This is a genomic window from Asaia sp. W19, from assembly GCF_003994335.1.
Classification (GTDB): domain Bacteria; phylum Pseudomonadota; class Alphaproteobacteria; order Acetobacterales; family Acetobacteraceae; genus Asaia.
Window position 1 is genome coordinate 219,279 of sequence record NZ_PNQZ01000019.1, and the last position, 24,805, is coordinate 244,083.

General features: G+C 60.9%; 29 protein-coding genes. 10 read left to right on the top strand and 19 right to left on the bottom strand.

Features of this window, described 5'->3' with window-relative positions; translation table 11 throughout:
• Window positions 1-31 precede the first annotated feature (31 nt).
• From C0V97_RS05185 to rpoN, 5 genes are all read left to right on the top strand, one after another.
• Window positions 32-1,111, top strand: a complete 1,080-nt coding sequence (locus C0V97_RS05185; RefSeq protein WP_127101357.1) for an SIS domain-containing protein — start codon at window positions 32-34, stop codon at window positions 1,109-1,111.
• Window positions 1,108-1,875 (top strand): LPS export ABC transporter periplasmic protein LptC, encoded by a 768-nt coding sequence (lptC, locus tag C0V97_RS05190; protein ID WP_127101359.1) that lies wholly within the window; start codon window positions 1,108-1,110, stop codon window positions 1,873-1,875. The genes C0V97_RS05185 and lptC overlap by 4 nt, the downstream gene beginning before the upstream one ends.
• Window positions 1,875-2,852, top strand: a complete 978-nt coding sequence (locus tag C0V97_RS05195; RefSeq protein ID WP_127101529.1) for an LptA/OstA family protein — start codon at window positions 1,875-1,877, stop codon at window positions 2,850-2,852. The genes lptC and C0V97_RS05195 overlap by 1 nt, the downstream gene beginning before the upstream one ends.
• A 175-nt stretch (window positions 2,853-3,027) precedes the next feature.
• Window positions 3,028-3,756, top strand: coding sequence for an LPS export ABC transporter ATP-binding protein (gene lptB / locus C0V97_RS05200; protein ID WP_127101531.1), 729 nt, complete (start codon window positions 3,028-3,030; stop codon window positions 3,754-3,756).
• 6 nt (window positions 3,757-3,762) lie between these two features.
• On the top strand, window positions 3,763-5,226 hold the full coding sequence (rpoN, locus tag C0V97_RS05205; protein WP_127101361.1) for an RNA polymerase factor sigma-54: 1,464 nt from the start codon (window positions 3,763-3,765) through the stop codon (window positions 5,224-5,226).
• A 27-nt stretch (window positions 5,227-5,253) separates the two neighbouring features.
• Here rpoN and C0V97_RS05210 read toward each other — a convergent pair whose 3' ends face one another.
• From C0V97_RS05210 to C0V97_RS05220, 3 genes are all read right to left on the bottom strand, one after another.
• Entirely contained in the window at window positions 5,254-5,616 is a 363-nt protein-coding gene (locus C0V97_RS05210) for a RidA family protein (protein ID WP_127101363.1), read from the bottom strand.
• Between the two features lies 1 nt (window position 5,617).
• A complete protein-coding gene (locus tag C0V97_RS05215; RefSeq protein ID WP_233581979.1) occupies window positions 5,618-5,872 on the bottom strand; it encodes a DUF1150 family protein in 255 nt (84 codons plus the stop codon).
• A gap of 84 nt (window positions 5,873-5,956) precedes the next feature.
• On the bottom strand, window positions 5,957-6,454 hold the full coding sequence (locus C0V97_RS05220) for an Hsp20 family protein (protein WP_127101365.1): 498 nt from the start codon (window positions 6,452-6,454) through the stop codon (window positions 5,957-5,959).
• A 187-nt stretch (window positions 6,455-6,641) separates the two neighbouring features.
• Here C0V97_RS05220 and def point away from each other — a divergent pair, with 187 nt between their 5' ends.
• Genes def through truA form a run of 3 tightly spaced genes read left to right on the top strand, consistent with a single transcriptional unit; the run spans window position 6,642 to window position 8,887 of the window.
• Complete coding sequence (gene def, locus C0V97_RS05225) at window positions 6,642-7,187, top strand: peptide deformylase (RefSeq protein WP_127101367.1); 546 nt, start codon at window positions 6,642-6,644, stop codon at window positions 7,185-7,187.
• Between the two features lie 4 nt (window positions 7,188-7,191).
• Window positions 7,192-8,106, top strand: a complete 915-nt coding sequence (fmt, locus tag C0V97_RS05230) for a methionyl-tRNA formyltransferase (protein ID WP_127101369.1) — start codon at window positions 7,192-7,194, stop codon at window positions 8,104-8,106.
• A complete protein-coding gene (gene truA / locus C0V97_RS05235) occupies window positions 8,096-8,887 on the top strand; it encodes a tRNA pseudouridine(38-40) synthase TruA (protein ID WP_127101371.1) in 792 nt (263 codons plus the stop codon). The genes fmt and truA overlap by 11 nt, the downstream gene beginning before the upstream one ends.
• 42 nt (window positions 8,888-8,929) lie before the next feature.
• Here truA and C0V97_RS05240 read toward each other — a convergent pair whose 3' ends face one another.
• From C0V97_RS05240 to dapD, 3 genes are read right to left on the bottom strand one after another with little or no spacing between them, the layout of a single operon-like run.
• Window positions 8,930-9,559: a hypothetical protein gene (locus tag C0V97_RS05240; RefSeq protein WP_127101373.1), complete on the bottom strand. Its 630-nt coding sequence runs from the start codon at window positions 9,557-9,559 to the stop codon at window positions 8,930-8,932.
• Window positions 9,556-10,686 carry a succinyl-diaminopimelate desuccinylase gene (dapE, locus tag C0V97_RS05245; RefSeq protein ID WP_233581980.1) on the bottom strand — a complete coding sequence of 377 codons (1,131 nt, stop codon included), beginning with the start codon at window positions 10,684-10,686 and terminating at the stop codon, window positions 9,556-9,558. Before dapE ends, C0V97_RS05240 begins: the two co-directional genes overlap by 4 nt.
• A 2-nt stretch (window positions 10,687-10,688) precedes the next feature.
• Window positions 10,689-11,519 carry a 2,3,4,5-tetrahydropyridine-2,6-dicarboxylate N-succinyltransferase gene (gene dapD / locus C0V97_RS05250; protein ID WP_127101377.1) on the bottom strand — a complete coding sequence of 277 codons (831 nt, stop codon included), beginning with the start codon at window positions 11,517-11,519 and terminating at the stop codon, window positions 10,689-10,691.
• A gap of 210 nt (window positions 11,520-11,729) precedes the next feature.
• Between dapD and C0V97_RS05255 the strand changes: the two genes are divergently transcribed.
• Window positions 11,730-12,761 carry a GGDEF domain-containing protein gene (locus C0V97_RS05255; RefSeq protein WP_127101379.1) on the top strand — a complete coding sequence of 344 codons (1,032 nt, stop codon included), beginning with the start codon at window positions 11,730-11,732 and terminating at the stop codon, window positions 12,759-12,761.
• Between the two features lie 72 nt (window positions 12,762-12,833).
• On the opposite strand, the gene argB is transcribed toward C0V97_RS05255, so the two are convergent.
• From argB to rpmH, 6 genes are all read right to left on the bottom strand, one after another.
• On the bottom strand, window positions 12,834-13,757 hold the full coding sequence (argB, locus tag C0V97_RS05260) for an acetylglutamate kinase (protein ID WP_233581981.1): 924 nt from the start codon (window positions 13,755-13,757) through the stop codon (window positions 12,834-12,836).
• A complete protein-coding gene (gene yihA, locus C0V97_RS05265; protein WP_127101381.1) occupies window positions 13,754-14,431 on the bottom strand; it encodes a ribosome biogenesis GTP-binding protein YihA/YsxC in 678 nt (225 codons plus the stop codon). Before yihA ends, argB begins: the two co-directional genes overlap by 4 nt.
• Window positions 14,428-16,194 (bottom strand): membrane protein insertase YidC, encoded by a 1,767-nt coding sequence (gene yidC / locus C0V97_RS05270; protein ID WP_127101383.1) that lies wholly within the window; start codon window positions 16,192-16,194, stop codon window positions 14,428-14,430. The genes yihA and yidC overlap by 4 nt, the downstream gene beginning before the upstream one ends.
• Before the next feature lie 138 nt (window positions 16,195-16,332).
• The gene (gene yidD / locus C0V97_RS05275) at window positions 16,333-16,566 is read right to left on the bottom strand and encodes a membrane protein insertion efficiency factor YidD (RefSeq protein ID WP_233581982.1); all 234 of its coding nucleotides are present in this window, start codon (window positions 16,564-16,566) and stop codon (window positions 16,333-16,335) included.
• A complete protein-coding gene (gene rnpA, locus C0V97_RS05280) occupies window positions 16,563-16,904 on the bottom strand; it encodes a ribonuclease P protein component (protein ID WP_127101385.1) in 342 nt (113 codons plus the stop codon). The genes yidD and rnpA overlap by 4 nt, the downstream gene beginning before the upstream one ends.
• A gap of 7 nt (window positions 16,905-16,911) precedes the next feature.
• The gene (rpmH, locus tag C0V97_RS05285; RefSeq protein WP_023978518.1) at window positions 16,912-17,046 is read right to left on the bottom strand and encodes a 50S ribosomal protein L34; all 135 of its coding nucleotides are present in this window, start codon (window positions 17,044-17,046) and stop codon (window positions 16,912-16,914) included.
• Between the two features lie 147 nt (window positions 17,047-17,193).
• Between rpmH and C0V97_RS05290 the strand changes: the two genes are divergently transcribed.
• Window positions 17,194-17,406 carry a hypothetical protein gene (locus tag C0V97_RS05290; RefSeq protein WP_127101387.1) on the top strand — a complete coding sequence of 71 codons (213 nt, stop codon included), beginning with the start codon at window positions 17,194-17,196 and terminating at the stop codon, window positions 17,404-17,406.
• Between the two features lie 63 nt (window positions 17,407-17,469).
• On the opposite strand, the gene gloA is transcribed toward C0V97_RS05290, so the two are convergent.
• From gloA to bamA, 7 genes are all read right to left on the bottom strand, one after another.
• On the bottom strand, window positions 17,470-17,865 hold the full coding sequence (gene gloA, locus C0V97_RS05295; protein WP_127101389.1) for a lactoylglutathione lyase: 396 nt from the start codon (window positions 17,863-17,865) through the stop codon (window positions 17,470-17,472).
• Window positions 17,866-17,897: 32 nt separating this feature from the next.
• Window positions 17,898-18,734 (bottom strand): LpxI family protein, encoded by an 837-nt coding sequence (locus C0V97_RS05300; RefSeq protein ID WP_127101391.1) that lies wholly within the window; start codon window positions 18,732-18,734, stop codon window positions 17,898-17,900.
• A 2-nt stretch (window positions 18,735-18,736) separates the two neighbouring features.
• The gene (lpxA, locus tag C0V97_RS05305; protein ID WP_127101393.1) at window positions 18,737-19,588 is read right to left on the bottom strand and encodes an acyl-ACP--UDP-N-acetylglucosamine O-acyltransferase; all 852 of its coding nucleotides are present in this window, start codon (window positions 19,586-19,588) and stop codon (window positions 18,737-18,739) included.
• A gap of 22 nt (window positions 19,589-19,610) precedes the next feature.
• The gene (gene fabZ / locus C0V97_RS05310) at window positions 19,611-20,030 is read right to left on the bottom strand and encodes a 3-hydroxyacyl-ACP dehydratase FabZ (protein WP_127101539.1); all 420 of its coding nucleotides are present in this window, start codon (window positions 20,028-20,030) and stop codon (window positions 19,611-19,613) included.
• Window positions 20,031-20,248: 218 nt separating this feature from the next.
• Window positions 20,249-21,310, bottom strand: a complete 1,062-nt coding sequence (gene lpxD / locus C0V97_RS05315; RefSeq protein WP_127101395.1) for a UDP-3-O-(3-hydroxymyristoyl)glucosamine N-acyltransferase — start codon at window positions 21,308-21,310, stop codon at window positions 20,249-20,251.
• Window positions 21,311-21,316: 6 nt separating this feature from the next.
• Window positions 21,317-22,231 (bottom strand): OmpH family outer membrane protein, encoded by a 915-nt coding sequence (locus C0V97_RS05320; RefSeq protein ID WP_127101397.1) that lies wholly within the window; start codon window positions 22,229-22,231, stop codon window positions 21,317-21,319.
• Between the two features lie 106 nt (window positions 22,232-22,337).
• Window positions 22,338-24,776, bottom strand: a complete 2,439-nt coding sequence (bamA, locus tag C0V97_RS05325) for an outer membrane protein assembly factor BamA (protein WP_127101399.1) — start codon at window positions 24,774-24,776, stop codon at window positions 22,338-22,340.
• Window positions 24,777-24,805 lie beyond the last annotated feature (29 nt).

The window sequence follows — 24,805 nt, forward strand, 5'->3', positions numbered from 1 at the left end:
ACCTCAGCGCAGCAAAGCGGGAAGAGAACGCATGACCGAGCTTTCCCCTTCCGGCTCCCGGACCGTGACCGATAGCGCGCAGGCAGAGCATCAGGCGCTTGAGAGCGCCCAGGCCACGCTGCAGGCCGAGATCGCCGGACTCTCCGCTCTTCAGGCGGCTCTTGGCATTTCCCCATCCCGAGATTGCGCCCCTTCTGCCGTCGAGGGCGCTGGTCCAGGGACTCTGGCGCGAGGATTTGAGCGGGCTGTAGCGGCCATTTCGGCCATGACAGGCCGGGTCGTCGTTTCCGGGATAGGTAAATCGGGCCATATCGGCCGCAAGATCCAGGCAACTTTCGCCTCGACCGGCACACCGGCTTTTTTCGTCCATCCGGCCGAAGCTGCCCATGGCGATCTGGGCATGATCGACAGCCACGATATCCTGCTGCTGTTCTCACAGTCGGGCGAGACGAGCGAACTTGCGGCATTGCTTGAACATGCGGCGCGCCACGCCCTGCCGGTCATAGGCGTTACCTCATCGCCGAGTTCGACACTCGCCCGCGCGAGCAGCGTCGTGCTCTGCCTACCTCCTGCGCGTGAGGCCTGTCCGATGGGGCTCGCCCCCACCACCAGCACGATCATGCAGCTCGCACTGGGCGATGCGCTCGCCATCGCCCTTCTGGAAAGACGCGGCTTTACGGCCAATGATTTCGGCGCCTTTCATCCTGGTGGCAAACTGGGCTCGCTGCTGCGCCCGGTGCACAAGCTGATGCATGAGGGTGATGCCCTGCCCCTGGGCACAGCCAGCATGACACTTTCGAACGTCATCATGGAAATGACGCGTAAGGCGTTTGGGTGTATCGGCATCATCGATGAGACAGGGGCTCTGATCGGGCTGGTCAGCGATGGAGATCTACGCCCGGCCCTGACGCGCAACCTCGACACCACGACGGCAGGCGAGATCATGAACCGCGATCCCATTACGACGCGTGGCGACATGCTCGCTCAGGAGGTCATTCATCTCATGACCGCCCGACGCAAGGCGATCAACAGCCTGTTCATTCTCGATGAGGACCGCCGTCCTGTCGGGATCGTCCGCCTCCATGACCTCCTGCGTACGGGGATCGCATGACAGACACGCCGCCCCCCGAAGAACGCAAGAAGCCGCAACGCGACGATTTCTCGCGTGACGCTGCCAAACTCGCGGCGCTGCGCGAAGCCATGCGTGAACAGGGCCAGTCACGGCAGCGCGCGATCCCGACGACCTCGGATCTCGCATCGCGTCGTCGCCTGCTCGACACCGCCAAATGGGCGCTTCCGTTGCTTGCTGCGGTGTTGCTGGGCTCCATTGCGGTCTGGCCTGAAATCGCCCGCTGGCTGAGCGCCAACCGCGCGGTGATGCAGGAAATGGCCCAGATGCGCGTCGAAAGCGGCAATCTGGAGGGCGCGATCTATCGCGGCCTTGATGCCCATGACCGGCCCTATATGATCACCGCACGCGTTGCCCATCAGAACGGGCCGGAACGGATCGATCTGGTTGACCCGGTTGCCGATACGCATATGGCAGGCGGCGGCTGGGCCGAGATCCGGGCGGATAAAGGCGTGTACATGCAGCACGAGCAGACACTCAATCTGACAGGTCATGTCGTTCTGTACCGTGATGACGGCACGCTCCTCAACGGGCTCACGGCCGATATGGACCTGCATCGCAGTGTGATTGCCTCGAATGACTGGGTCCACGCCGAGGGACCATTTGGCATCCTCGACGCGCAAGGCTATTTTATCGACCAGCACGCCAATCTGCTGCAATTTGTCGGGCCCCAGCGTGTCATCCGCAATGACGACCGCCAGGATGCCATGCCGTCTCTTACTTCACCCGCACATAAGGCCCCATGATGCGCCGCCTCCTTCCTGCCCTGACCCTGAGCTCGCTGCTCATGGGACTGCCGGTCCCCGGCGCTTCTATCCTTGGGCTCTCGGCCCAGCATGCCTTTGCCCAGGCGCTGGACATGTCTCATGGCGAGCAGGTGCATATCAGCTCAGCCGGACCGCAGACCTATGATCATGATGCCCAGACGGTGACCTTCGTGGATCAGGCGCGGGCCATTCGTGGCGACGTGACCATCGATGCCGACCAGCTCATCGGGTTCCTTCGCAAGAAGGCACCAGACCCGAACGCCCCCAAACCGGCCGATGACCAACCCCAGGATGGGGAGAAAAAGCCGGGCGATGACGGTGCCATGGGCGGTTCCATGGAGCTTTATCGCATGGAGGCGATCGGCCATGTACATATCTACACGACGACCGATCAGGCCTGGGGCGACAAGGCCCTGTATGACATCGACCAGGCCGTGCTCGTCATGACGGGCAAGGCTTTGAAGCTGACCACACCTCAGGATGTCATGACCGCGCGTGACGTGATGGAATATCACGCCAATACCCGCATGTCGGTCGGGCGTGGCGATGCCACCGTGACCACCAATGATGGCAAGCGCATCAAGGCGGACGTGCTCGTGGCCTTCAGCAAGCCCGATTCGGCCCCTGCAAACGCGCCGAAATCTCCAGCTCCCGGCGGGGATGGTACGGCGCGCTCCTCGAAGCTCGATCGCGCCTACGCATGGGGTCACGTAATGCTCCGCACCCCCAATGAGACGGCGACAGGCGATCGCGGCGTCTATGTCTTCGACACGGAGATGGCCCGGTTGATCGGCCATGTGCATGTCACGAGCGGGCAGAATCAGAATAACGGCGCCTCGGCCATCGTGAACATGAAGACCGGTGTTGCGATCATGAACCCGGCGCCCGGCCAGCGTGTCGAGGGGCTTGTGATCCCCAACGAGGCCTCCAGCAGCAAGCCGGGGGATATGCGGTGACGGGAGGCAGATGCCTCCGGGCGCGCATCCCGGCCCCCACACGTGACTTGACCTTGGGAAGCGCGTGCCTGATGAACAGGGCACTGACTGATTCGGTTGTGAGAAATTTGGGATGAGCGATACCGTGACGAGCAACAGCGAAACCGTCGTGCTGCGTACGGTACGGGACGATCCGATGACCCGCACGGGACTGATCGCCCATGGTATTGGGAAGAGCTACAAAAAGCGTCAGGTCGTGCGCGATGTATCGATTCAGGTGCAACGCGGCGAGGCTGTGGGGCTCCTTGGTCCCAACGGAGCCGGCAAAACCACCAGCTTCTATATGATCGTCGGGCTGGTTCAGCCAGATACGGGCACCATCACCCTCGATGGTGCTGATATCACCCAGTTACCCATGTATCGTCGCGCGCGTCTTGGCATTGGCTACCTGCCGCAGGAGGCCAGTATCTTTCGCGGGCTGAATGTCGAGCAGAACATCCTCGCCGCGCTCGAGGTGGTGGAACCCGATTACGACCGGCGCCAGACCATGCTGGACGGGCTTCTGGCAGAGTTTGGTATCTCGCATCTGCGTCACTCGCCCTCGCTCGCACTTTCGGGTGGTGAACGCCGCCGTCTCGAAATTGCCCGCGCGCTTGCAAGCCAGCCCAACTACATCCTGCTCGACGAACCTCTGGCCGGTATTGATCCGATTGCTGTGGGTGAAATTCGTGACCTCGTCTCGCATCTCAAGGATCGCGGGATTGGCGTGCTGATTACCGATCATAACGTTCGCGAAACCCTTGAGGTCATCGACCGGGCCTATATCATGCATTCCGGTCAGGTGCTGATGGAAGGCATCCCGGAGGAGATCGTTGCGAATGAGGACGTGCGTCGCGTCTATCTGGGAGAAAACTTCTCCCTCTGATCGTTGATGTCGCGGCTTACTCTCCAGCCGCGCCAAACGACCGGGCTCGTCATGACGGCCGAGTTGCAGCAGGCGATCGGCCTCCTTCAGCTCTCCAATCAGGAGCTTCTGTCAGAGCTCACTCTGGCGGCCGAATCCAACCCGCTGCTCATTGTCTCTCCTCCCGCACCCGATGCTCCGATGCGGGAAGCGCCCCTCGCCCACGCGGAAGAGGCGCGCGCAGGAGATCTCCCTCCCGACTGGGACCCGGAGATGTCTCCCGCAGAACTGTCCCAGTGGGATGACGAGCCTCTCCCGCGCCATGGCACATTTGACAGCGAGGACCAGACCGGCCTCGAACCCAGAGCCTCGGGTCCCTCTGCTCTTACCCTGATACTCGAACAGATCAGGCGGGCCTTTCCCAATTCGGCCGAGCGCGCCATCGCCCTGGCTCTTCTGGAAGAGATCGACGAAAACGGGCGACTGGAATGTTCGCTGCAGAGCCTCGTCGCAACGCTGGGCTGCACTTTGGCAGAACTTGAGGCGGTACGGGGGCAGATGCTGCAATTCGACCCGGCGGGCTGTTTTGCCCTCACCCTTGCCGAATGTCTGGCCGCACAGTTTCGCGCGCAGAACCGCTATGACCCGGCAGTGGCACGCCTGCTCGATCATCTCGACTGGCTGGCGCGGGGCGAGCATGATCGGCTGCGCAAAACCTGCGGGTTGGACGAAAGCGATTATGCAGATCTGCTTCGCGAACTGCGTGGCCTGGACCCACGTCCCGGCGCCGGACTGGCAGAAATCCGCAATGGCGGAGACGACACATCCCTCGACCCGTCCGGGCAGGTCGCGCCTGATGTTCTGATCACACTGGTGCGGAATACACCGGTGGTAACGCTCAACCCAGCGACATGGCCCCGCCTGGACATCGACGAAGCGCTTTACAGGCGGCTGCTGGAAGGCAGAGACTCAGACCGTTCCTACGCTCAGGAAAAACAAGGCGAGGCCAGAACCCTGCTACGCGCTGTGGAGCAGAGAGCCCGATCCCTCCTCCTGATCTGTCAGGCCGTGGCCCAGCATCAATACCTATTCCTCGGCGACGGTATAAGCGCCTTGCGCCCCCTCACCCTTGCACAGATCGCCAGTGCCACGGGCCTCCATGAAAGCACAGTAAGCCGGGTTACCGCGACGCGCCTGGTCGAGACGCCTCAGGGCGTTCTTCCGTTACGACGCTTCTTCTCGACCGCCTTGGGGGAGGAGACGGAACAGACGAGCGCCGATGCCATCAAGGTGCGCATTCGCCAGATCCTGAATGCCGAAAGCCCGGACGCGATATTGTCGGACGACGCCGTAACGGCGAGCCTTCAGTCAGAAGGAATTGCCATCCAGAGGCGCACGGTCGCGAAATATCGCGAAGCCCTTGGCATCGCTGGATCGGCCCAGCGCAGACGGGATCAGAAACTCAAGGCTACTCTCGCACTCCGTGGGTGACGGACCTCCTCGCGCGAGGACTCCGCTTCAGAGAGCGGCGATGGCCGTGATTTCGACCAGCCAGGCCGAGTTGACGAGACGCGCCTCGACTGTGGCGCGGGCTGGCTTGTGATTATGGTCCAGCCAGGCATCCCAGGCCCGATTCATACCGTCGATGTCAGTGATGTCGGTCAGGAAAATCTGAACCGAAAGCAGGCGTGTCTTGTCCGTTCCAGCCTCAGCCAGAAGCGCGTCGATCTGGCGCAGGATATCGGCCGTCTGACCCTCCGTATCAAGCGAAGCGTCATCGGCCACCTGCCCGGCCAGATAAAGCGTGTTGCCGTGACGGACTGCGCCGCTCAGACGATTCTCTTCTGCAAAGCGCTGGATATCGACGGAATGATGGCTCATCTCAGTGGACCCAGGCCGGAATCATCTCATGGTCGACGATCGCCTCAAAAGCGCTCGACCGGTCTTCTGCAAGCGCCATGGGCGTTCCGTCAGCCGCGTGAATGGCAAACGCGGCTTCTCCCTCATAGACAACCGGCTTGACATAGGCCATGCGGCTCATCCCGAATTCCTTGAGATCCTGATGAGTCATGCGCCGCAGGTCGGACAAGGGAGCCTGCTTGGCACCCATCTCTTCATCGCGCAGGGTTTTGGTCATACTGCATACTTTCTTTCAGATCGGACAGGTAACCCGCCCGAAAGGGCCATACAGCCCGAAACACTTATAGGCCCTGATCCAGGTTTATTCATCGTCAAGATCGCGAATGGCGCGGCTGCGCCGTGGCTTGGGCATCTCGATATGGGTCGCTCGTGCCACAGGGTGCTCGCGCCGTCCGGCACTGATCTCGATGCGTTTGACGCGCACCTCCGGCTGAGGTCGGAAGAGATCGATATGGAGCAGCCCGTTATCCAGCCAGGCTTCCCCGACCTCGATATTCTCGGCCAGAACGAAGGCCTTCTGAAATTGACGTGCCGCAATACCTCGATGAAGGAAAACCCGACCCTGGCTGTCATCAGTCTGACGGCCGCGTATCACGAGCTGGTTGTCTTCTTGGGTGATATGCAGATCGTCCATCACAAACCCTGCAACGGCAAGGGTGATGCGTAGCGTCGTCTGGTTCAGCTGCTCGATGTTATAGGGCGGATAGCCGTCGGAAGCAGTTTTGGACGCGCGCTCGAGCATCTGCTCGAGGTGGTCGAAACCGAGAAACATGGGTGACGTAAACAGACGGCCTGACATGCAGCCTCCTCTAGGAGCGAGACATAAGGGAGATCTTGCCCGAATGCGGCGCAGGATCACTTTCCCGATATGGGCATGTTTGGCGCGCGCTGCAAGCGCGTGAGCACCCGCAATCCCATGAAGTTTCGCTGGGTTAGCGCCTTTAGAACTGGTTTTCTCAGGACCGACTCGTTACATCCGCAGCATCATGACAGCCCTCTCCTTCCTCACGGACGTCGAGTCCATCGCCCCGACACCGATCCTGGTCGCCCCCCAGCCTGTTCTGCGTGCGGTCGCGCGCGAGGTCACGGCGGATGACATGGCGCTGGTGAAGTCCCATCTGCCCGGCATGTTTTCTGCCATGTACAAGGCGCCGGGCATCGGGCTTGCCGCCCCGCAAATCGGACTCGGACTGCGTTTTGCGCTGGTCGACGTGTCCGATGAGGGTGAGCGCAATCCGATGGTACTGATCAACCCTGAGATCATCGAGGAATCCGAGCAGCTTGCCGCGCGCGAGGAGGGCTGCCTCTCTCTGCCCAATCAATATGCCGAGGTGATTCGCCCGGTCAGCGTGCGGATGCGTTATCGTACGCTAGAAGGGGCTATCGAAGAGATGGAAGCGGACGATCTCCTCGCGACCTGCCTGCAGCACGAGATCGATCATCTGGACGGCATTCTCTTCGTCGATCACCTGTCCAAGCTCAAGCGCAACATGATCATGCGCCGCCTCGCCAAGGAACAGAAAGGGCGCTGATATCATGCGCGTGGTCTTCATGGGGACGCCGGACTTCTCCGTGCCGGTCTTCGAGGCGCTTCGGGCCGATGGGCACGAGATCGTGGCAGTCTATACCCAGCCGCCCCGCCCGGCTGGGCGGGGCAAGGCTCTGCGTGCCTCTCCGGTCCAGAATGCCGCAGAGCGCGCAAACATCGTCGTGCGCACGCCCATGCGCGTGAGAAATAATGAGGAAGAGCTGGCCTTTTTCGAGGCGATCGAGGCCGATATCGCCATCGTGGTCGCCTATGGGCTTATCCTGCCTCAACGCATGCTCGACGCCCCCAAAAAAGGCTGCCTGAACATTCATGCCAGCCTGCTGCCGCGCTGGCGGGGGGCCTCCCCCATTCAGTCCGCCCTGCTCGCAGGCGACGCGCGTAGCGGTGTCGCGATCATGCAGATGGATGCCGGGCTCGATACGGGCGACGTGTTGGCCGAAGCCGCCGTCGATCTCGGTCCCGATGAAACCGCTGCCACTCTCCATGATCGTCTCTCCTATCTCGGTGCAGAGTTACTGATCGAGACCCTGCGCCGACCGTTCATCCCCACGCCCCAGCCGGGTGACGGCGTAACCTATGCCGAGCGCCTGACGCGCGAAAGCGGGCGCATCGACTGGTCCAAACCAGCAGTGGTCATCGACCGTCAGATACGGGGGCTCACGCCCTGGCCCGGGGCCTTCACCACGCAGGATGGCGTGGTGCTCAAGATCGGCCAGGCACGCCTCGTTTCTGCCACGTCCCCGTTCCCGCCCGGAACGGTGCTCGATGACGCCCTGACAATTGCCTGCGGCGAAGGGGCATTGCAGATCCTGACTCTGCAGCGTCCGGGCAAGGCAATGATGAAGGCCACGGATTATCTGCGTGGCACGCCCGTGACCAGAGGATCGATCCTTGGTTCATGACGGCCCCGCCCCGGGCTATCGCCGCTGGGCGCTGAAGATCGAATATGACGGGACCGGTCTGGTCGGCTGGCAGAGGCAGGAGAACGGCCTCTCCGTTCAGCAATTGCTGGAAGAAGCTGCCTCCAAACTGGTTGGCGATGCGCCTGTCATGAGCGCCACTGCGGGGCGCACCGATGCGGGGGTTCATGCCTCGGCCATGGTGGTTCAGCTCGACCTGCCCGAACAGGACAGGCTCGACGCCCGACAGATCCGAGACGGGATCAGCTTCCATCTCAAGCCACATCGTGTCGCCGTGCTCGCTGCTGCTGCGGCGCCGGAGGGCTGGCATGCCCGGTTCTCGGCGATCTGGCGCCGCTATCGCTACACTATCCTGAACCGGCCGACACGCCCGGTACTGGATGCCGATCATGTCTGGCATGTGAGGCGACCGCTCGATGAGGTATTGATGCATGAGGCAGCACAAAGCCTGCTGGGCCGGCATGATTTCTCGTCCTTCCGGGCCGCCTCTTGCCAGGCGAGCAGCCCCATCCGGACCCTCGATGTTCTGGATGTGACGAGAGAAGGGCTCTCTCTGCATATCGATGTGCAGGCTCGCTCATTCCTGCATCATCAGGTGCGTAACCTCGCAGGATCACTGCAGATGATCGGCAGCGGGCAATGGCCTGTCGAACGACTGCGAGAGGTGCTCGACGCCTGCGACCGGCGTCAGGCGGGACCGACCGCCCCGTCGGAAGGTCTCTGCCTCGTCGCCGTCGGGTATGAAAGCGACCCCTTCGTCTGACCCGACAACCTTGCTGCGGCATTCAGGCGAAGACGCGCCCCATCACGGCTTGGGCAAAGGGCCCATGATTTCCTTCAGCGCGTTGTAATGCGGCGGCAAAAGAGCCGCGATCAGGTAAAGCGCGGCAACGGCAACGTTGATCAGAACGACCAAAAGCGCGGCCTTGCCCCCCGTGATCTCCAACCCTGCACGAGCGACAAACCAGGCCAGCCAGAGTTCATAGAGTTCCACGCCGATCATGACACCGGCGAGGGCAGAGCGCGACGTCGCCATCCCCGGCATGATGATCTGCATCACGCAGAGCACGATAAGGGAGAGCACCATCGGGAGCCAGCTGCTCCAGAGAAGCGCCGTGGCATAACGCGGCCAGACCGCCTCACGAGACCAGAAGCGCGCCATGAGCTGAGATACGACCAGGCGGGTCAGCAATGCGGTCACCAAGATCAGAATTTTGGTGATCTCGACCGCATTATAGCCTTGCACGAACTCGGAAAGCGCAAGGACGATAAACAGGGCCGCACTGGGCGCGATGGCAGCGAGCAACGCCTCGGGCGTATTGCGGAATGCGTCGATACCCTGTTTGTCGCCACGGCCAAGCTGCATCACCCCGCGCATGATACGCGCGGCCGCCGCAGCGGGAGTTTCATTCTGTTTGGAAGAGCCGGAATTCACAATCCGAATGCCTCTAGATAGTCGCGATAGATCAGGGTCAGTGCCTGCAGATCAGCAATGGCCACACATTCATCCGCCTTATGCATGGTCGCCCCAACCAGACCGAATTCCGCCACGGGACAATACGCGGCGATAAAGCGGGCATCGGACGTGCCGCCACCCGTGTCGAGACGCGGCTCGCGTCCGGTGTGACACGCCACCACCGATGCGAGCGCGTGCACCGCAGGGCCCGGCTCCGTCAGAAAGGCTTCACCGCTGATACTCGCCTCGACGTGGCCCTCAGGGGCGTGCTCGGCAACAACCGCTTTGATCCACGCCACGAGATCCTCACCGCGATGCTCGGTATTGAAGCGGATATTGAGCTGCGCGGTCGCGCGGCTCGGAATCACATTGGTCGCCGTATTCCCTACATCCACGCTCACCACCTGAAGCGATGACGGTGCGAAATGGGCGTTACCCTCATCCAGCACGCGCGTGGTCAGAACGCTCAGGGCCGGCAGCAGGCGATGGATCGGATTATCGGCCAGGTGAGGATAAGCCACATGGCCTTGCACGCCATCGACCGTGATGAGCGCGTTCAGGCTGCCGCGTCGGCCGATCTTGATCACCTCGCCCAAGGCATCGGGGTTGGTGGGCTCGCCCAGCAGGCAGAAATCGGGGATATGCCCCCTCTTCTCCATCCATGGCAGGACAATCTTGGTACCGTGCAGCGCCGGGCCTTCCTCGTCTCCCGTAATCAGAAGGCTGACCACCCCCTTGAGTGGGCGGTCGGCCTGAAGGGCCGATACTGCCGCGATGAAAGCGGCAATGCCACCCTTCATATCGGCAACGCCCCGTCCATACAGCATGCCCCCTGCGCGCTGGGCACCAAACGGATCATGCACCCAGCCCGGACCGGGGGGGACGACATCCGTATGACCGGCGAAACACAGATGCGGACCGCTCTCGCCCATTCTGGCAAAGAGGTTGGGCGTCTGGGCACCCTCCGGGCCGGAATCGACCCGCTCGACAGAAAAACCGAGCCCCGCCAGGGTGCGCGTCAGCAGGGCCATGGCCCCATCATCGGCCGGGGTGACGGAGCGACAGGCGATGAGCTGCTCCGCCAGGGAAACGACGTCGATCGACACGATCAGTCGCGCAGCAATTCGTTGATCGAGGTCTTGGAACGCGTACGCTCATCGACGCGCTTGACGATCACGGCGCAGGCCAGATGCGGCGCGTCAGGAGTGCGACCGGGCAGTGTGCCGGGTACGACCACAGAATAGGCCGGAACGCGGCCCATGAAGATCTCGCCGGTTGCACGATCCACGATCTTCGTGGAAGCCCCGATGAACACGCCCATCGACAGTACAGAGCCGCGTTCGACCACCACGCCCTCGGCCACTTCAGAGCGCGCGCCGATGAAGCAATCATCCTCGATGATCACGGGAGCTGCCTGAAGCGGCTCGAGCACACCGCCGATACCGGCACCGCCGCTGATATGCACGTTCTTGCCGATCTGGGCGCAGGAGCCAACCGTGGCCCAGGTATCGACCATCGTGCCACTATCGACGCGGGCGCCGACATTGACGAAGCTGGGCATCAGCACAACGCCCGGTGCGATATAGGCCGAACGACGGACAATCGCGCCCGGCACCGCACGGAACCCGGCCTCGGCAAAACGGAACTGGTCCCAGCCATCGAACTTCAGCGGCACCTTGTCGAAACCCGGAACCCCACCGCAGCCGCGCTCGGCCACACGGCTATCGGTGATACGGAAGGAGAGCAGGACGGCCTTTTTCAGCCACTCATGCACCACCCAGCCATTTTCACCGGGCTCGGCCACACGGAGCTTGCCTTCATCGAGGGATGTCAGAGCCTGTTCGATCGCCTCGCGCGCCTCACCTTCCGTGTGAGCATTGAGCGTATCACGACGCTCCCACAGGGAGTCGATCACGGTGCGCAGATCGGAAACAGGCATTATCAGCCATCCTTCAACAGGGTTACTCAGGTGAGCGGACCATGCTCAGGACGCTTCCGGAAGTCAACGAATCTTCCATCCCGATGACGTTAAGGAGTAATTAAATTTCATACCCTATCCTCTGCCTGACTCTCACCGGACCCGTCCGACGCGAAGCGCACTCCTATCCTGTCGAGACTCCTCTTCTTTTATGTTCTCAGGAAACGCACGATGACCGCATTGCTGACGAAAACCGTGCATGCGCTCATGAGGGGGTTGTCGGGACGAAGCAGAACAAACTGGCCTACGCGAAATCGAGCCACGCTGCGTCGATGGGAAGAGGATCTCTCGAACTCCCTGCTGGAGACCCTGCGATCGGCGATTTCGGTTTCGGACGGGCTCAGATGCGCGTTTGAGGAGTTCTGCGCAACGACGCAGCCCGAGCGCGGCATTCTCATCAGCTCCGGTCCGCTTCAGGTGCCGCCGCCCCCCGAACCGCAGCTCAAGATTCTCCATACCTGGCCCATCCAGCAGGAGAAAGCCCAGATCGAGATGGGCGGTAACCGTATTGATACGCATATCAGCCTGCGGGCGATCAACGAGGTCCGCCATCAGGGTGAAATCGGCATATTCGTCTATTTCCCCCCCCAGTTCCCCAAACATTCCGCGGAAGCGTGCAAGCGCGTCATAGGCACGCTGGTGCGGACGGCTGCGGCCATGATCGAGGTCGATCATCGCTATCGCGTGCTCCTGCGTGCGCTGCCCTTCGATCCCCTGACCCACCTCCCCGTCTGGTCGCTCTTCAAGGACCGGGTCGAACGACGCTTTGCACGCCTTGACCATGAGAACCTGCCCGCGACGCTGATGCTGGTGAGTTTTTCCGGTCTGCTTCAGGCCCAGCACGGGGCCGGGGCCGCGGAAGAGGCCGTCGAGCAGATCGCGCATGTACGCGATGCCATCAATTTTCTGCAACGCGCCATCAGGCCAACCGATCTGATCGGTCAACTGGATCGTGAGTCCTATATTCTATGGCTGGACGGGGGGGATCGGTTTGCCTCGGTCGAGCGGGCAGAACTGATCTGCAAACGTCGCTATATGTGCTCGGCGGGATCCAATCCCCTGGTCTCGGTCAAGATCGGGCTCGTTACCCGCGAGCCTCAGTCCCATGACACGCTGGAGACATTCTTCGAGCGCGCCAGACTGGCGCTCTCGATCGCTCATGAAGAAAACATGGACTGGTATTTCGCTCACGAAAACGCCTGAGCGTTGCGCCAGAGGCGCCCGGATTTGGTATTCCTCCATTCGCAGGCCTTAGCCTGCGAATGGAGGCCTCGGTTACGAGGCTCGGATCAGCGTGCCGGAGCCCTTGCTTGTGAAAAGCTCAAGCAGGCAGGCATGGGGAATACGGCCATCCATGATGACTGCGGCCCGTGCGCCTGCCTTGACGGCGGCGAGGCAGGTTTCAACCTTCGGGATCATGCCCCCTGAAATCGACCCGTCAGCAATACGGCGCTGCGCTTCCTCGGCCGTCAGTTCAGGAATCAGGACGCCATTTTCATCGAGCACCCCTGCGACATCGGTCAGCATGAGCAGGCGCGAGGCATTTACGCTTCCTGCAATGGCACCCGCCGCCGTATCGGCATTGATGTTATAGGTCTCGCCCTTCTCGCCGACCCCGACGGGGGCGATGACCGGAATAAGGCCGGAGCCGAGCAGCGAGAACAGGACACGCGGGTCGATCTTGACGGGCTCCCCGACGAAACCGAGATCTTGAAGGGCTTCCTCACCCGAGCGGGAGTCCCGGCTGCGATGCATCAGCTTGCGCGCCTGCAGGAGCCCGCCATCCTTGCCGGAGATACCGACAGCGAGCGCGCCTGCACGATTGATCAGATCAGCCACCTGTTTATTGACGCTGCCGGAGAGTACCATCTCGATCACGTCGATTGCGGCCTGATCGGTCACACGCAGCCCGTCGACGAAGCGGGAGTCGATCGCAAGACGCTTGAGCATCGCGCTGATCTGCGGCCCGCCACCGTGCACGACGATGGGATTGATCCCCACGAGCTTGAGAAGCGCAATATCACGGCCAAAGGCGCTCGATAGGTGATCCTTGCTCATGGCATTACCGCCATATTTCACGACGATCGTATCACCGGCATAGCGGCGCAGAAAAGGCAGGGCGCTTGCAAGCAGGGCGGCCTGCTGCTGGCCTTCATCATGCGTGTCAGGGAGCGTCAGCTCCGATGTGTCCTTCTTCACCCTTGCTCCCCTTCCCCGATCGATCCGGCAATGAGCCGGGCAATTTCGGCGCGCAATGTCTCGATACCCAGCCCGGTTTCGCTGCTGGTCGTGGCAATATGCGGATAGGCGGCCGCATGTTTTGACAACACGCTCTCAACCTCGGCGATCTTCGCCTTGAGCTTGTTTGGCCCTACCGAATCCGCCTTCGTCAGCACCACCTGAAACAGCACAGCGGCGCGATCAAGCATCTCCATCACGTCGCGATCTGCCTGCTTCAGCTCGATACGGGAATCCAGCAGCAGAAAGACGCGCGTGAGCGTCGGGCGGCCGCGCAGATAGGCAAACATCATTGTCTGCCATTCTTCCTTGACCGATTTCGCCGCCTTGGCGAAGCCGTAGCCCGGCATGTCGACCAGTGCGAGGCGTCCACCGAGATTGAAGAAGTTGAGCTGCTTCGTGCGTCCGGGTTCGGATGACGCACGGGCAAGCCTGTTGCGCCCCGTAAGTGCATTGATCAGGCTGGACTTGCCGACATTGGAGCGTCCCGCGAAAGCAACTTCGGGCCCGGCGAGCGGCGGCAATTGCTCAAGCTTCTGCGCGCCAAAGAAGAACTCGCATTCTGACGCGAAGAGCAGGCGTCCCTCTTCAACCTGCTCTTCCGTGAAAACAGTCGGATCTTCTTTCTGGCTCACGACTTGCTGACGGCCTTTCCGCCTTTCTTCTGGCCACGATCGATCTGCATCTGGATCAGCTTCTGCTGACCATAGCTGAGGATATTGTTCCAGGTGTAATAGATCACGATACCCGCCGAGAGACGCCCCAGGAAGACGGTGTAGATGATCGGCATGAACTGCATGATCTTCTGCTGGGCGGGGTCCATGCTGACCATACTCTGACGCTGCATCAGCCAGATGGTGATACCGAAGAGAATGGGCCAGACGCCTACATGCAGCATTTCAGGCATGAAACCCGTGCTGAAGGGCAGAAGACCGAACAGGTTGAAGAGTGTGGTCGGATCGGGCGCGGAGAGATCGCGGATCCAGCCATAAAAGGGTGCGTGACGCATCTCGATGGTGATGTTCAGCACCTTGTACAGACAGAACGCGACAGGCGCCTGAACCAGCAGAGGCAAACAGCCACCGGCCGGGTTCACGCCCTCTTCCTTGTAGAGCGCCATGATCTGCTGGTTCTGGGCCAGCTGGTCGCCCTTGTTATGCTCGCGAATGGACTGGATGCGTGGCGCAAGCGTGCGCATACGCGCCATGGACGCAAAGGATTTTGTGGCCAGCGGGTACAGGATGAGCTTGATGATCAGCGTCATGATCAGCAGCGCGATGCCGAAATTGCCGACATGACTGTAGAGCCAGTGCAGCACATGGAACATCGGGCGCGTCAGGAACGCAAACCAGCCAAAATCCACCGCCTTGTAGAAATAGGGAATATGCAGATCGTCGGTATACTGATCGAGGAGATTGACCTCCTTCGCACCGGCGAAGACCATGCTTGTCGTGGCAACGCTCGAGCCCGGCGCGATCTGGATCGGCTGGCTTGCAAGCGTGTCGACGATGTATGACCCCTCCTTGGCATTCGGCACAAAGCGATAGCGTACCGTTACGCCCGCTTTCTGGTCGGGAATGACGGCTGTCAGCCAGTATTTATCGGTAATACCGGCCCAGCCGCCTACGCCATCTGCCGACCACGCCGTATTATCCGGTTTGGCCGCGCCCTTGCGCATGGTCTTGTAGGATTCCTCATCCAGTCGGTCATTCGTGACCGATAGCGGACCTTCCTGCACGATCATGCCACCGGTTTCGACCGGCTTGTAATCACGCTCGACACGCTGAAAGGGTGTCAGGGCGACCGGAGCACCCGCCTTGTTCTCGACACTCTGGGTGATTGCAAACAGGTAGCGCCGGTCGAGCTTGATCTGGATTCGGAAAAGCAGCCCCTGGCCATTGTCCCATTGCATGGACACGGGATGGTCGGGGGAGAGCGTCTTGTCGTCGCTCGACCAGTCGGTATCCGCGTCAGGCAGCTTGATGGTCGAGCCGGCCGGAGCCTGCCAGCCCAACTCGACGAAGCTCGGCTGAGGGCCTTCCTGGGTCTCAAGCAAACGTACCAGCGGCGAATTCTTGTCGAGTGTCTCGAAATAATGCGTCAGCACCAGATTATCGAAACGCGCGCCGCGCAGGCTGAAAGATCCCGTGGCATCCGGCCCCTCAATGGCGATACGCCCGGCCGGTCCGCTTGGAACCGCTGCTCCATTGGCTGGCGCGCCACCGGGTGCGGCCACAGGCAAGGGCGAGACCTTGCCTGCCTCGGGCGTCTTGCCCTTTGTCTGCTCGGTGGTCTGGGTCTCGGCGTCTTTCTTAGCGTGCTGGGGCACGAAATAATCGAAACCGATCAAGATCGCGGCCGAGAGACTGGTTGCCACGAGGATGCGCTTGATATCCATCAGCCGAATGCCGGTCTTTCCATGAGGATGAAACAATAAGGCGCCGCCTTGAGCGGCGAGCCACGAGTGCAGCCGTTGAAGTGACCGAATTTCGGCCACAAAACAATAGGGCGAGGCAGAATAACGCGTTTTCTGACCTCAGGGCACAGGGTCGTAGCCCCCACTGCAATAGGGATGGCAACGCAGCACACGGCGCAGCGTAAACCACAGCCCCCTCAATACCCCATGTCGCTGCAAGGCTTCCTGCGCGTAGGCGCTGCAGGAAGGGTGGAAGCGACAATTCGTACCAAGCTGGGGACTGATATATCGCCGATATAGGTACAACAGCGTGAGAAGGCAGGAAAGAACGAGCTTTCTGCCCAGGCCGATCACAGAGCCTGCCCTTTCTTCAGGGCGTGCTGCAAATCGGCGATCAGCTTGTCGAAAGGGCGACCCCGGGTCGAATCGCGCCCGATCAGAACCAGATCAACAGCGTTCAACTCAGTCTCATGCGCCACATGTGCCAACGCCGCCCGAAGGCGGCGGCGGGTGCGGTTACGCACGACAGCGTTCCCGACTTTTTTGGTCACGGTATAGCCGACACGGGCCGGAGCGTCTTCTTCGGTCTTCAGCACCTGAAGCACGAGACCTGAAGTCGCTACCTTGCGCCCCCGGCTGGCGATCCGAAGGAACTCGGGTCTCTTCCGGAGCTTCTGAGGCAGGCCCGTCAAATCGGAATCAGGCCGAAAGCTTCTTGCGGCCCTTGGCGCGACGGTTGTTGATGACGCGACGGCCACCAACGGTTTCCATGCGGGCACGGAAGCCGTGACGACGCTTGCGGACGAGCTTGGACGGTTGATATGTACGCTTCATGGCGTCATTCCTCAGACAATGAATGATGGTGGAGCACGCAAGCCTCACCCCGACAAGAAGACGACACAAGGCTGACGCCATCTTCCTCTGTGCGCGGGCTTTTACGGGCCCGGAACTGCGCTGTCAATCAAATCAAGGAGTCCAGCCATGACGTCACGTGATGACGTGTCGCTTTCCGATGCAGAAATGAGACTGAAGACCCTGCGTCACGCCCTGCGCAACGACCTGGCGACTGCCCTTCTGGCCGCTGACATGCTGAGCACGAGCAAGGATGAGACAGTCCGGCGTCATGCAACGGCAATCATATCGGCGCTGGACAAGGCAACCGAACGCCTTAAGCGGTCGAAGCAGGGTGGCTGAGCACGCTGCTTTCCTGAGAGAGCCCGCTCCTGCCAGTAGCAGGAGCGGGGTTTCAAGTCTCGGTCAGAATGTGTCTTTCTGAATGATCTCGATCTTGTAGCCATCGGGGTCTTCCACGAAAGCAATGATCGTGGTGCCGAATTTTACCGGCCCCGCCTCTCGCGTCACCTTGCCCCCGGCGCTGCGGATCGTCTCGACCGTACGAGCGGCATCGGGAACGCCAACCGCGAAATGACCGAAACCGCTGCCGATTTCGTAAGGACCTTCCTGATCCCAGTTATAGGTCAGTTCGATTTCGGCCTCGCCATGGGCATTATCATTGAAGCCCATATAGACGAGCGTGTAGCGCCCGTCGGGCACTTCACGGCGACGGATCTCGCGCATGCCGAGCACCTTGTAGAAGGCGACACTCTTGTCGAGGTCGCGAACGCGAACCATCGTGTGCAGATAGCTTGCCATGAGTTTTCTCCGAAAAACGATAGGGTCAGAGGTCAGTCAACGTCCTGCCAATCGGCGCTGCTCAGACCATAGAGAAACAATCCGGACTGGTCGGCGGTTGCCTCGCAGGCTGCCGGATCGGTCAGAAGTGTCCCCCCGGTTTCAAAGGCGATTCCGCGTAAACCTGCCTCGGCAGCGTTTCTGACGGTCTGGGGGCCAATAGTGGGCATGTCCGCGCGCTTTTCCTGACCCGGCTTGAGCATCTTGACCAGAACACCGCCCGGTCCGGGCTGACGCAAACGGGCCACGCGGGCCAGCATCGCATCCGTCCCCTCGATCGCCTCGACCGCCAGAACAAGATTATCCTGCACCACGCACCCCTGACCGATATCGAGTGCACCCAGGCCACGCACCACTGCGATACCCCGTTTCATATCTGCGCGGGCCTGGGCGTCGGGATGGATGCTGCCCTGTGGTCCGGGGCGTCCGAGAGAGCGCGTCAGAAACTCATGGGCTCCCCTCACCCGGAAGCCCTCTTCGCCGAATATGCGCACCAGAGCTCCGAGGAGACCGTCATCCCCTGAGAAGAGAGCACGTCCGACGCGCGCCAGAAGCCGGGCGCCCTCGGCATCGGGGCGTAGATCACGCAGGGCAGGACGACGCACCGGTCCGATCAGGACGATATCGCGGCATCCGGCGTCTCGCAGTGAGGAGAGAATCTCACCGGCAGCCGCGAGACGGATGATCCTATGCGGCCAGTGAGCGATCTGGGCCTGGTCGACAAAGTCCTGAAACCCGACAATGAAGACCTCGCCCCCCTGATCGCGCACCGCTGCCGCAACCTGGAAAGGAAGCGGGCCGCCCCCTGCCAGAATACCGACAGGGGACACGCTTAAACGCCCTCTGTGTCAGCCGAGAGCTGCGACGGGCTTGCGGCGCGTACCAGACCGCGCCGACTCTCCGCTTCCATGAAGCCGATGATTTCCTGGACGCGGGCATTCCCCGCGAAGTCGCGCTTGACCAAGGCGAGGCGGGACTCGAGAACCCCCTCATTGCGGCCAGTCCGCGGATAAAGCACACGGAAAGCCCGGCGCATCTGCTGGATCTCCTCGGCGCTCACGCCCTGACGACGCAGCCAGATCCAGTGCAGACCCACCAGACGCGCGCGGTTGCCAAGAACGCTTCCATAGGGAATCACATCGGCTTCGACGCCGCAAACACCGCCGACAAGCGCGCCTCGACCAATGCGAACGAATTGATGCAATGCCGCGGCGCCCATGATGCGGGCACCGTCACCGATCTCAACATGCCCACCCATGACGACGTTGTTCACGATGATCACGCCATCGCCAATGACGCAGTCATGGGCAACGTGGGCATTGGCCATGATCAGACAATGCGCCCCGACGCGCGTCAGAGCAGTGCCCTGTGCCGTTCCGCGATGAATGGTGACGTTCTCGCGGATGACCGTATGGGCGCCAACCACGCAACGCGTGGGCTCGCCCCGATATTTGAGGTCCTGCGGCGCAAGGCCGACCGTGACGAAAGGGAAGATCTCGACATGGGCACCGATTTCGGTAATCCCGTCGATGATTACATTGGCATGAAGCCTAGTGCCTTCACCGAGGGAAACATCGGGACCGACCGAGCACCAGGGTCCGATAATGACATTCTCGCCCAAAGTCGCCTCAGGGGCGACAAGGGCACTCGGGTGTATGCTGACAGTGCTGGGCCATTTTGACACGGAACGATCCACGAAGCTGTTTTTAACCCATGATCATGGCGCTGAAGGTTGCCTCGGCAACCGACACGCCATCAACGCGTGCCACACCCTTGAAGCGCCAGACATTTGCACGTGCGCGCTCCTTGACGACCGTGATGTGCAGCTGATCACCAGGGCCGACAGGGCGACGGAACTTGGCGCCCTCGATCGTCATGAAATAGACGAGCTTGCCCTCAAAGGCCTCACCCAATGTCAGCACCACGAGCGTGGCGGCCGTCTGGGCCATGGCCTCGACGATGAGCACGCCCGGCATGACCGGCTGCGCCGGAAAATGCCCGGTGAAGAAAGGCTCGTTGATGGTGACATTCTTAATGCCGGTCGCCGATTCACCAAGCTTGATGTCGATCATCTTGTCGATCATCAGGAAAGGGTAGCGATGCGGGATGGCCGACATGATCTTCATGATATCGATCGCCTCGATATCAACCGCATCAGTCGGCGCTGTCACTTCCTTGTTCTTCTCTTCCGCAGAGGCGTCCAATTTTCTGCTCACTTCTTGTTCCTGAGCGAGGCCGATCACATCGGCTCCCTCATCCGTCACCATACATGACGGCAGGTTTAACGTGTCCGCCCGCTTCTAGCAAAACTCTGTAGTCGTGACCACAGCCTGCGGGGAGAGGCTCACCCTTCGGCCTTGCCGTCCTTTTTGGCCAGGCGCCGCAGAAAAGCGACATTGCGGAAGAACTCTCTGAAAGGCATGGCCGGGCTACCAATCACATCCGCGCCAGCCTCAACATCGGACATAACGCCACATTGCGCGCCGATACGCGCCTTTTCTCCGATCTTGATATGACCAATCAGCCCGGCCTGCGCCGCGATGGTCACAAAATCCCCCAGCTCCGTGGAGCCAGAGATCCCCGCCTGGGAAACGACGATACAGCATCGGCCCAACTGGGCATTATGCCCGATCTGGACAAGGTTATCGATACGCGTCCCCGCACCGATCAGCGTATCGCGCATCGAGCCGCGGTCGATCGTGGAATTCGCACCAATCTCGACATCATGTCCGAGCACGACGCGGCCGAGTTGTGGCACGGTCTCGAAACCGGCAGGTCCGACCGCAAAGCCGAACCCATCCTGACCAATCCGCGCACCGGGATAGAGCGTCACGCGATCACCCAGAATGGCGTGCGAGACCGAGACATGGGTGCCAATACGATTATGGGTTCCCAATATCACGCCCTCACCGATCGCGGCATGAGGCGCGAGCACGGTATGGGCGCCGATCTCGGCATGGGCGCCGATCGTCACGAAGGCCCCGATTTCCACACCCTCACCAATTACCGCCGTCTCGTCCACAAGCGCCGTAGGATGGATGCCTGGCCTTGCAGGCGATACCGGGTGGAACCGGGCGGCGATACGCGCCCAGGCGAGATAGGGGCTCTTGCTGACGAGACCGACCACGCCCTCGGGAAGCTTGTCCTTGAAGGCTGGACCGAGAATAACCGCGCCTGCTCGTGTTTCGGCGAGGAGGGGCAGGTAACGGCGATTATCGAGAAAGCTAATTTCCTGCGGTGTGGCCGCCTGCAAGGGTGCCACGCCACGCAGCACGATGTCCCCTGCCCCTTCCTGCCCGACGATCTCCGCCTCGGCACATTCGGCCAATGCGCCTACCGTAAGCGGGCCCTCACGATAAAAAAACCGGGGATCGCCGGGGAGAGCATCAGGGAGAGACAGGCTCATGACAGATCAGTGCTTCCGAAGGATCGAGGCAGGCGCTTCGGCGGGCTGTGCCGGGGCAGGCTGAGCTGCAGGTCCGGGCCCGACCTGGGAGGTCGTGTCCTCGTCCGCCGTTGTGGGCATCTTGCCGGACTTGGCCAGAACTTCGGGGTCGACGTCTTCGGCTGGAATGAAGACATGCGGCAGAACCTTGTTCAGGACCTTTGCCGTCTCTTCCGTGATATCCTGACCATCGACGTGCAGGGCGACCTGCTCGCTATGCAGAACAAGGTTCATGCTGTGCGAGGCGGCAACTTGGCGTACGATACGCACCAGTTCACGCTCGATCTGGTTGAGCGACACATTCGCCGCTTCCTGAATGATGCGCGCCCGATTGGCGAAATCGCGCTGAGCCTTGGCGCGACGCTCCTGCAGATGCCGCTCACGCAGCTGGATCTGCTCGGATGTCAGCGTACGGGCGCTCTCCTGCAGCTTCTGCTGCTCAGCGCGCCAGCCGGCCTGTTCCTTCTGCGCAGCCGCAGCGAGCTTGTCACGACGCTCGCCGAGCACGCGCTGCGCTTCGGCGGCGGCGCTGGACAGGCGCATGACCGTCGGAATGCTGATCACGCCAAGCAGGGCTGCCGGTGGCGGTGCGCCCTTGGGCAAGTCAGGCGAGTCAGGAATAGGCGGCTGCGGCAGAACGGGCGGTGTTTCCGGCTGCTGCATCGGCTCGTCGGCTTCCTGCGCCATGGGCTGCTGCGCGACCGGAACGCGACGAACCGGATGGGGGGCGGGCGCTGCTGTGGGCTGGGCAGTCTTGGGGACGAACCAGCCTCCGTTGCCGGAGGAATTCGGGGCGGACTGCGCCTCAGCCAGGCTCGGGAGGCTGACGGAAGCGAGCAAAGCCGAAGCAGCCATGAAACGGGCTGCCGAGAAGAAAGACATGGAAACCTCTGTTCAAGACCGGGTTGACGACCCTCCCCTGCACGGAACCTCCCTGTATGGGGAGATCAGATATGCAGGGTAACGGGGCAAGGCGGTAAGGCTGAGATTAGAATTGCTGGCCGAAGCCGAAACGGATCGGGTAGAGACGGTCGTTACGCGATTTGCGGATCGGCACGGCGGCATCGATATTGACCAGACCGAACGGGCTCTTCCAGGAAATACCGAGACCCGTCGTGACACGCGGCGTCAGCGTATCACCGGTGACAGGGGTGAACCGAGACCCGTCTGTGGCCGCGTTCGTATAGAGATGCTTGACGCGCAGCCCCGCAAGGCTACCGGCATCGACGAAGTAGCGCCCCGATATACCGACATCCTCACCCATCGGCAGCGGGAAGTTCAACTGCGCTGAAGCCGTATAGATGAATCGGCCACCGATCAGATCTTCCTGACCCGGCTGCGGGGTCGTCTCGTTGATATGACCCGAACGCGGACCCGCACCGCCCTGGAGGAAGCCGCGCAGGTTTTCACCACCGAGATAGAAGTTATCGATGATGCTTACATTGCTGCTCTTGGACCAGTCGCCCATATAGCCGACGCCGCCCTTGAACTGCAGACCCCAGTCATGATTACCCGTGACCGAGTCGAGCGGGACGTAGTACTGGCCATCGAACTTGGCGCGCAGATACTTCACATCACCGCCAATACCGGCGAAATCACCGCTCAGGTTCAGTACATAACCCTTTCGCGGACGCATACGGTTGTCGCGGCGATCATAGGTCAGGGTGGTGCTCAGCTGCGAAAGCAGCGACCAGCCGGCGGAGTCCTGAACGTAATAGGACGGTACATAGGCATAGCCATAGCTCGCTATGTCGCTCTGGCTGAAGATATTTCCAACGCGGCGATCGATCAGCGAGTAGCTCCAGGACTGCGAGAGGTAGTTATTGTACGAATACCCCATACGCAGCGTCGCACCATAACGCCCTTCCTTATAGGACTGATACGTCTGGTAATTATTCTCGATACCGAAGATATCGATACCGGCCACGATGTTACGGTTCAGGAAGTAAGGATCGGTCAATGAGAGATCGACCTGCTTCTGATAATACGCCACCGTTCCGGAAATACCGGCATCCATGCCCGTACCCAGAAGGTTGTGCTGCTTGACCGAGCCGTTACCCAGGATACCCACGTCGGTCGAGTAGCCACCGCCCAGAGAGAATTCGCCCGTCGGCTTCTCGACCACATTGGCGGAGACGTTCACCTTGTCCGGGGCTGAACCCTGTGTCTGGTCCACGGAAACCGTGCTGAAATAGCCGAGATCCTGAAGCGCCGCCTTCGAGTATTTGCGATCAAACGGGGTGTACGGGTCGCCCTCTGCCATTGGCAGCGCCCGACGGATGACCTTGTCCTTCGTGACTGTGTTCCCGTTGATGTCGATGCGCTCGACATAAACATGCGGCCCCTCATTCACATCGAACAGCAGGTCGACAATGTGTTTTTCGGGGTTACGCGCGATTTCCGAACGGACCATCGCGAAGGGATGGCCTGTCGCCTGCAGGCGCTCCTGCATGCCGGTCACATTGTTCTGGATCGCTGTACCGTCATACCACTGATGTGGAAACAGATCGATATACTGCTTGAGATCCTTTGCCTCGACGTGACGCAGGCTCGAGCGCACATCCATCTTGCCAATGCGATAGCGCGGGCCTTCATCAACGGTGAAGGTGATAATGAAATTCTTGCGGTCGGCGGAAAGTTCACCCGTCGCGTTGATCATGTGGAAGTCCACATAACCATTATGCAGGTAGAAGCGGCGCAGCAATTCTGCATCGTATTTCACGCGCTCGGGGTTGTACTCGTCGGAAGACGAGAAGAAGCGGTACCATTCCGTTTCTTTTGACGAGATGACCGAGGCCAGACGGGCTTCACTGAACGCCTTGTTGCCTACAAACACGACCTTGTTGATCAGGGTCTGGCGCGCTTCGTTGATCTTGAAGATCACATCGACGCGGTTATGAGACAATTTGATGATCTGCGGCGTTACCGTTGCGCCAAAACGTGCCTTGGATGCGTAAAGGTCGAGCAGTTTCTGGCGGTCCGCGGCGGCAGCCTGCGACGAGAAGACAGCACGCGGACGCATGCTGATTTCCTTGCGCAGATCCTCGTCCTTGACCGCATGATTGCCTTCAAAGGCGATACGGTTGACGATCGGGTTTTCCACCAGATCAACCACGAGTGTGCCGCCCGAGCGGCGCATCGTGACGTCCTTGAACAAACCGGTCGCGTAGAGCGTCTTGAGGGACCGATCGAGATCGTCCTGATTGAAACGGTCACCCGGCTGCACCACCATGTAGGACAGCACGGTACTGGTTTCGATGCGGGTATTGCCCTTCACATCAATCGCCTCGATCACCTGGCCATTGCCGGGACGCTGCTCGGCGGCGTGATGATGAGACGGACGGCGGGTCTTCTGAGCCTCGGCCTTCCCTGCCCAAACAGGGAGTATGCAGACCGAAGCAAGGAGAACGAGACGTTTACCTGACAAGACGGACGTTCCTTAACTTCATCAACCCG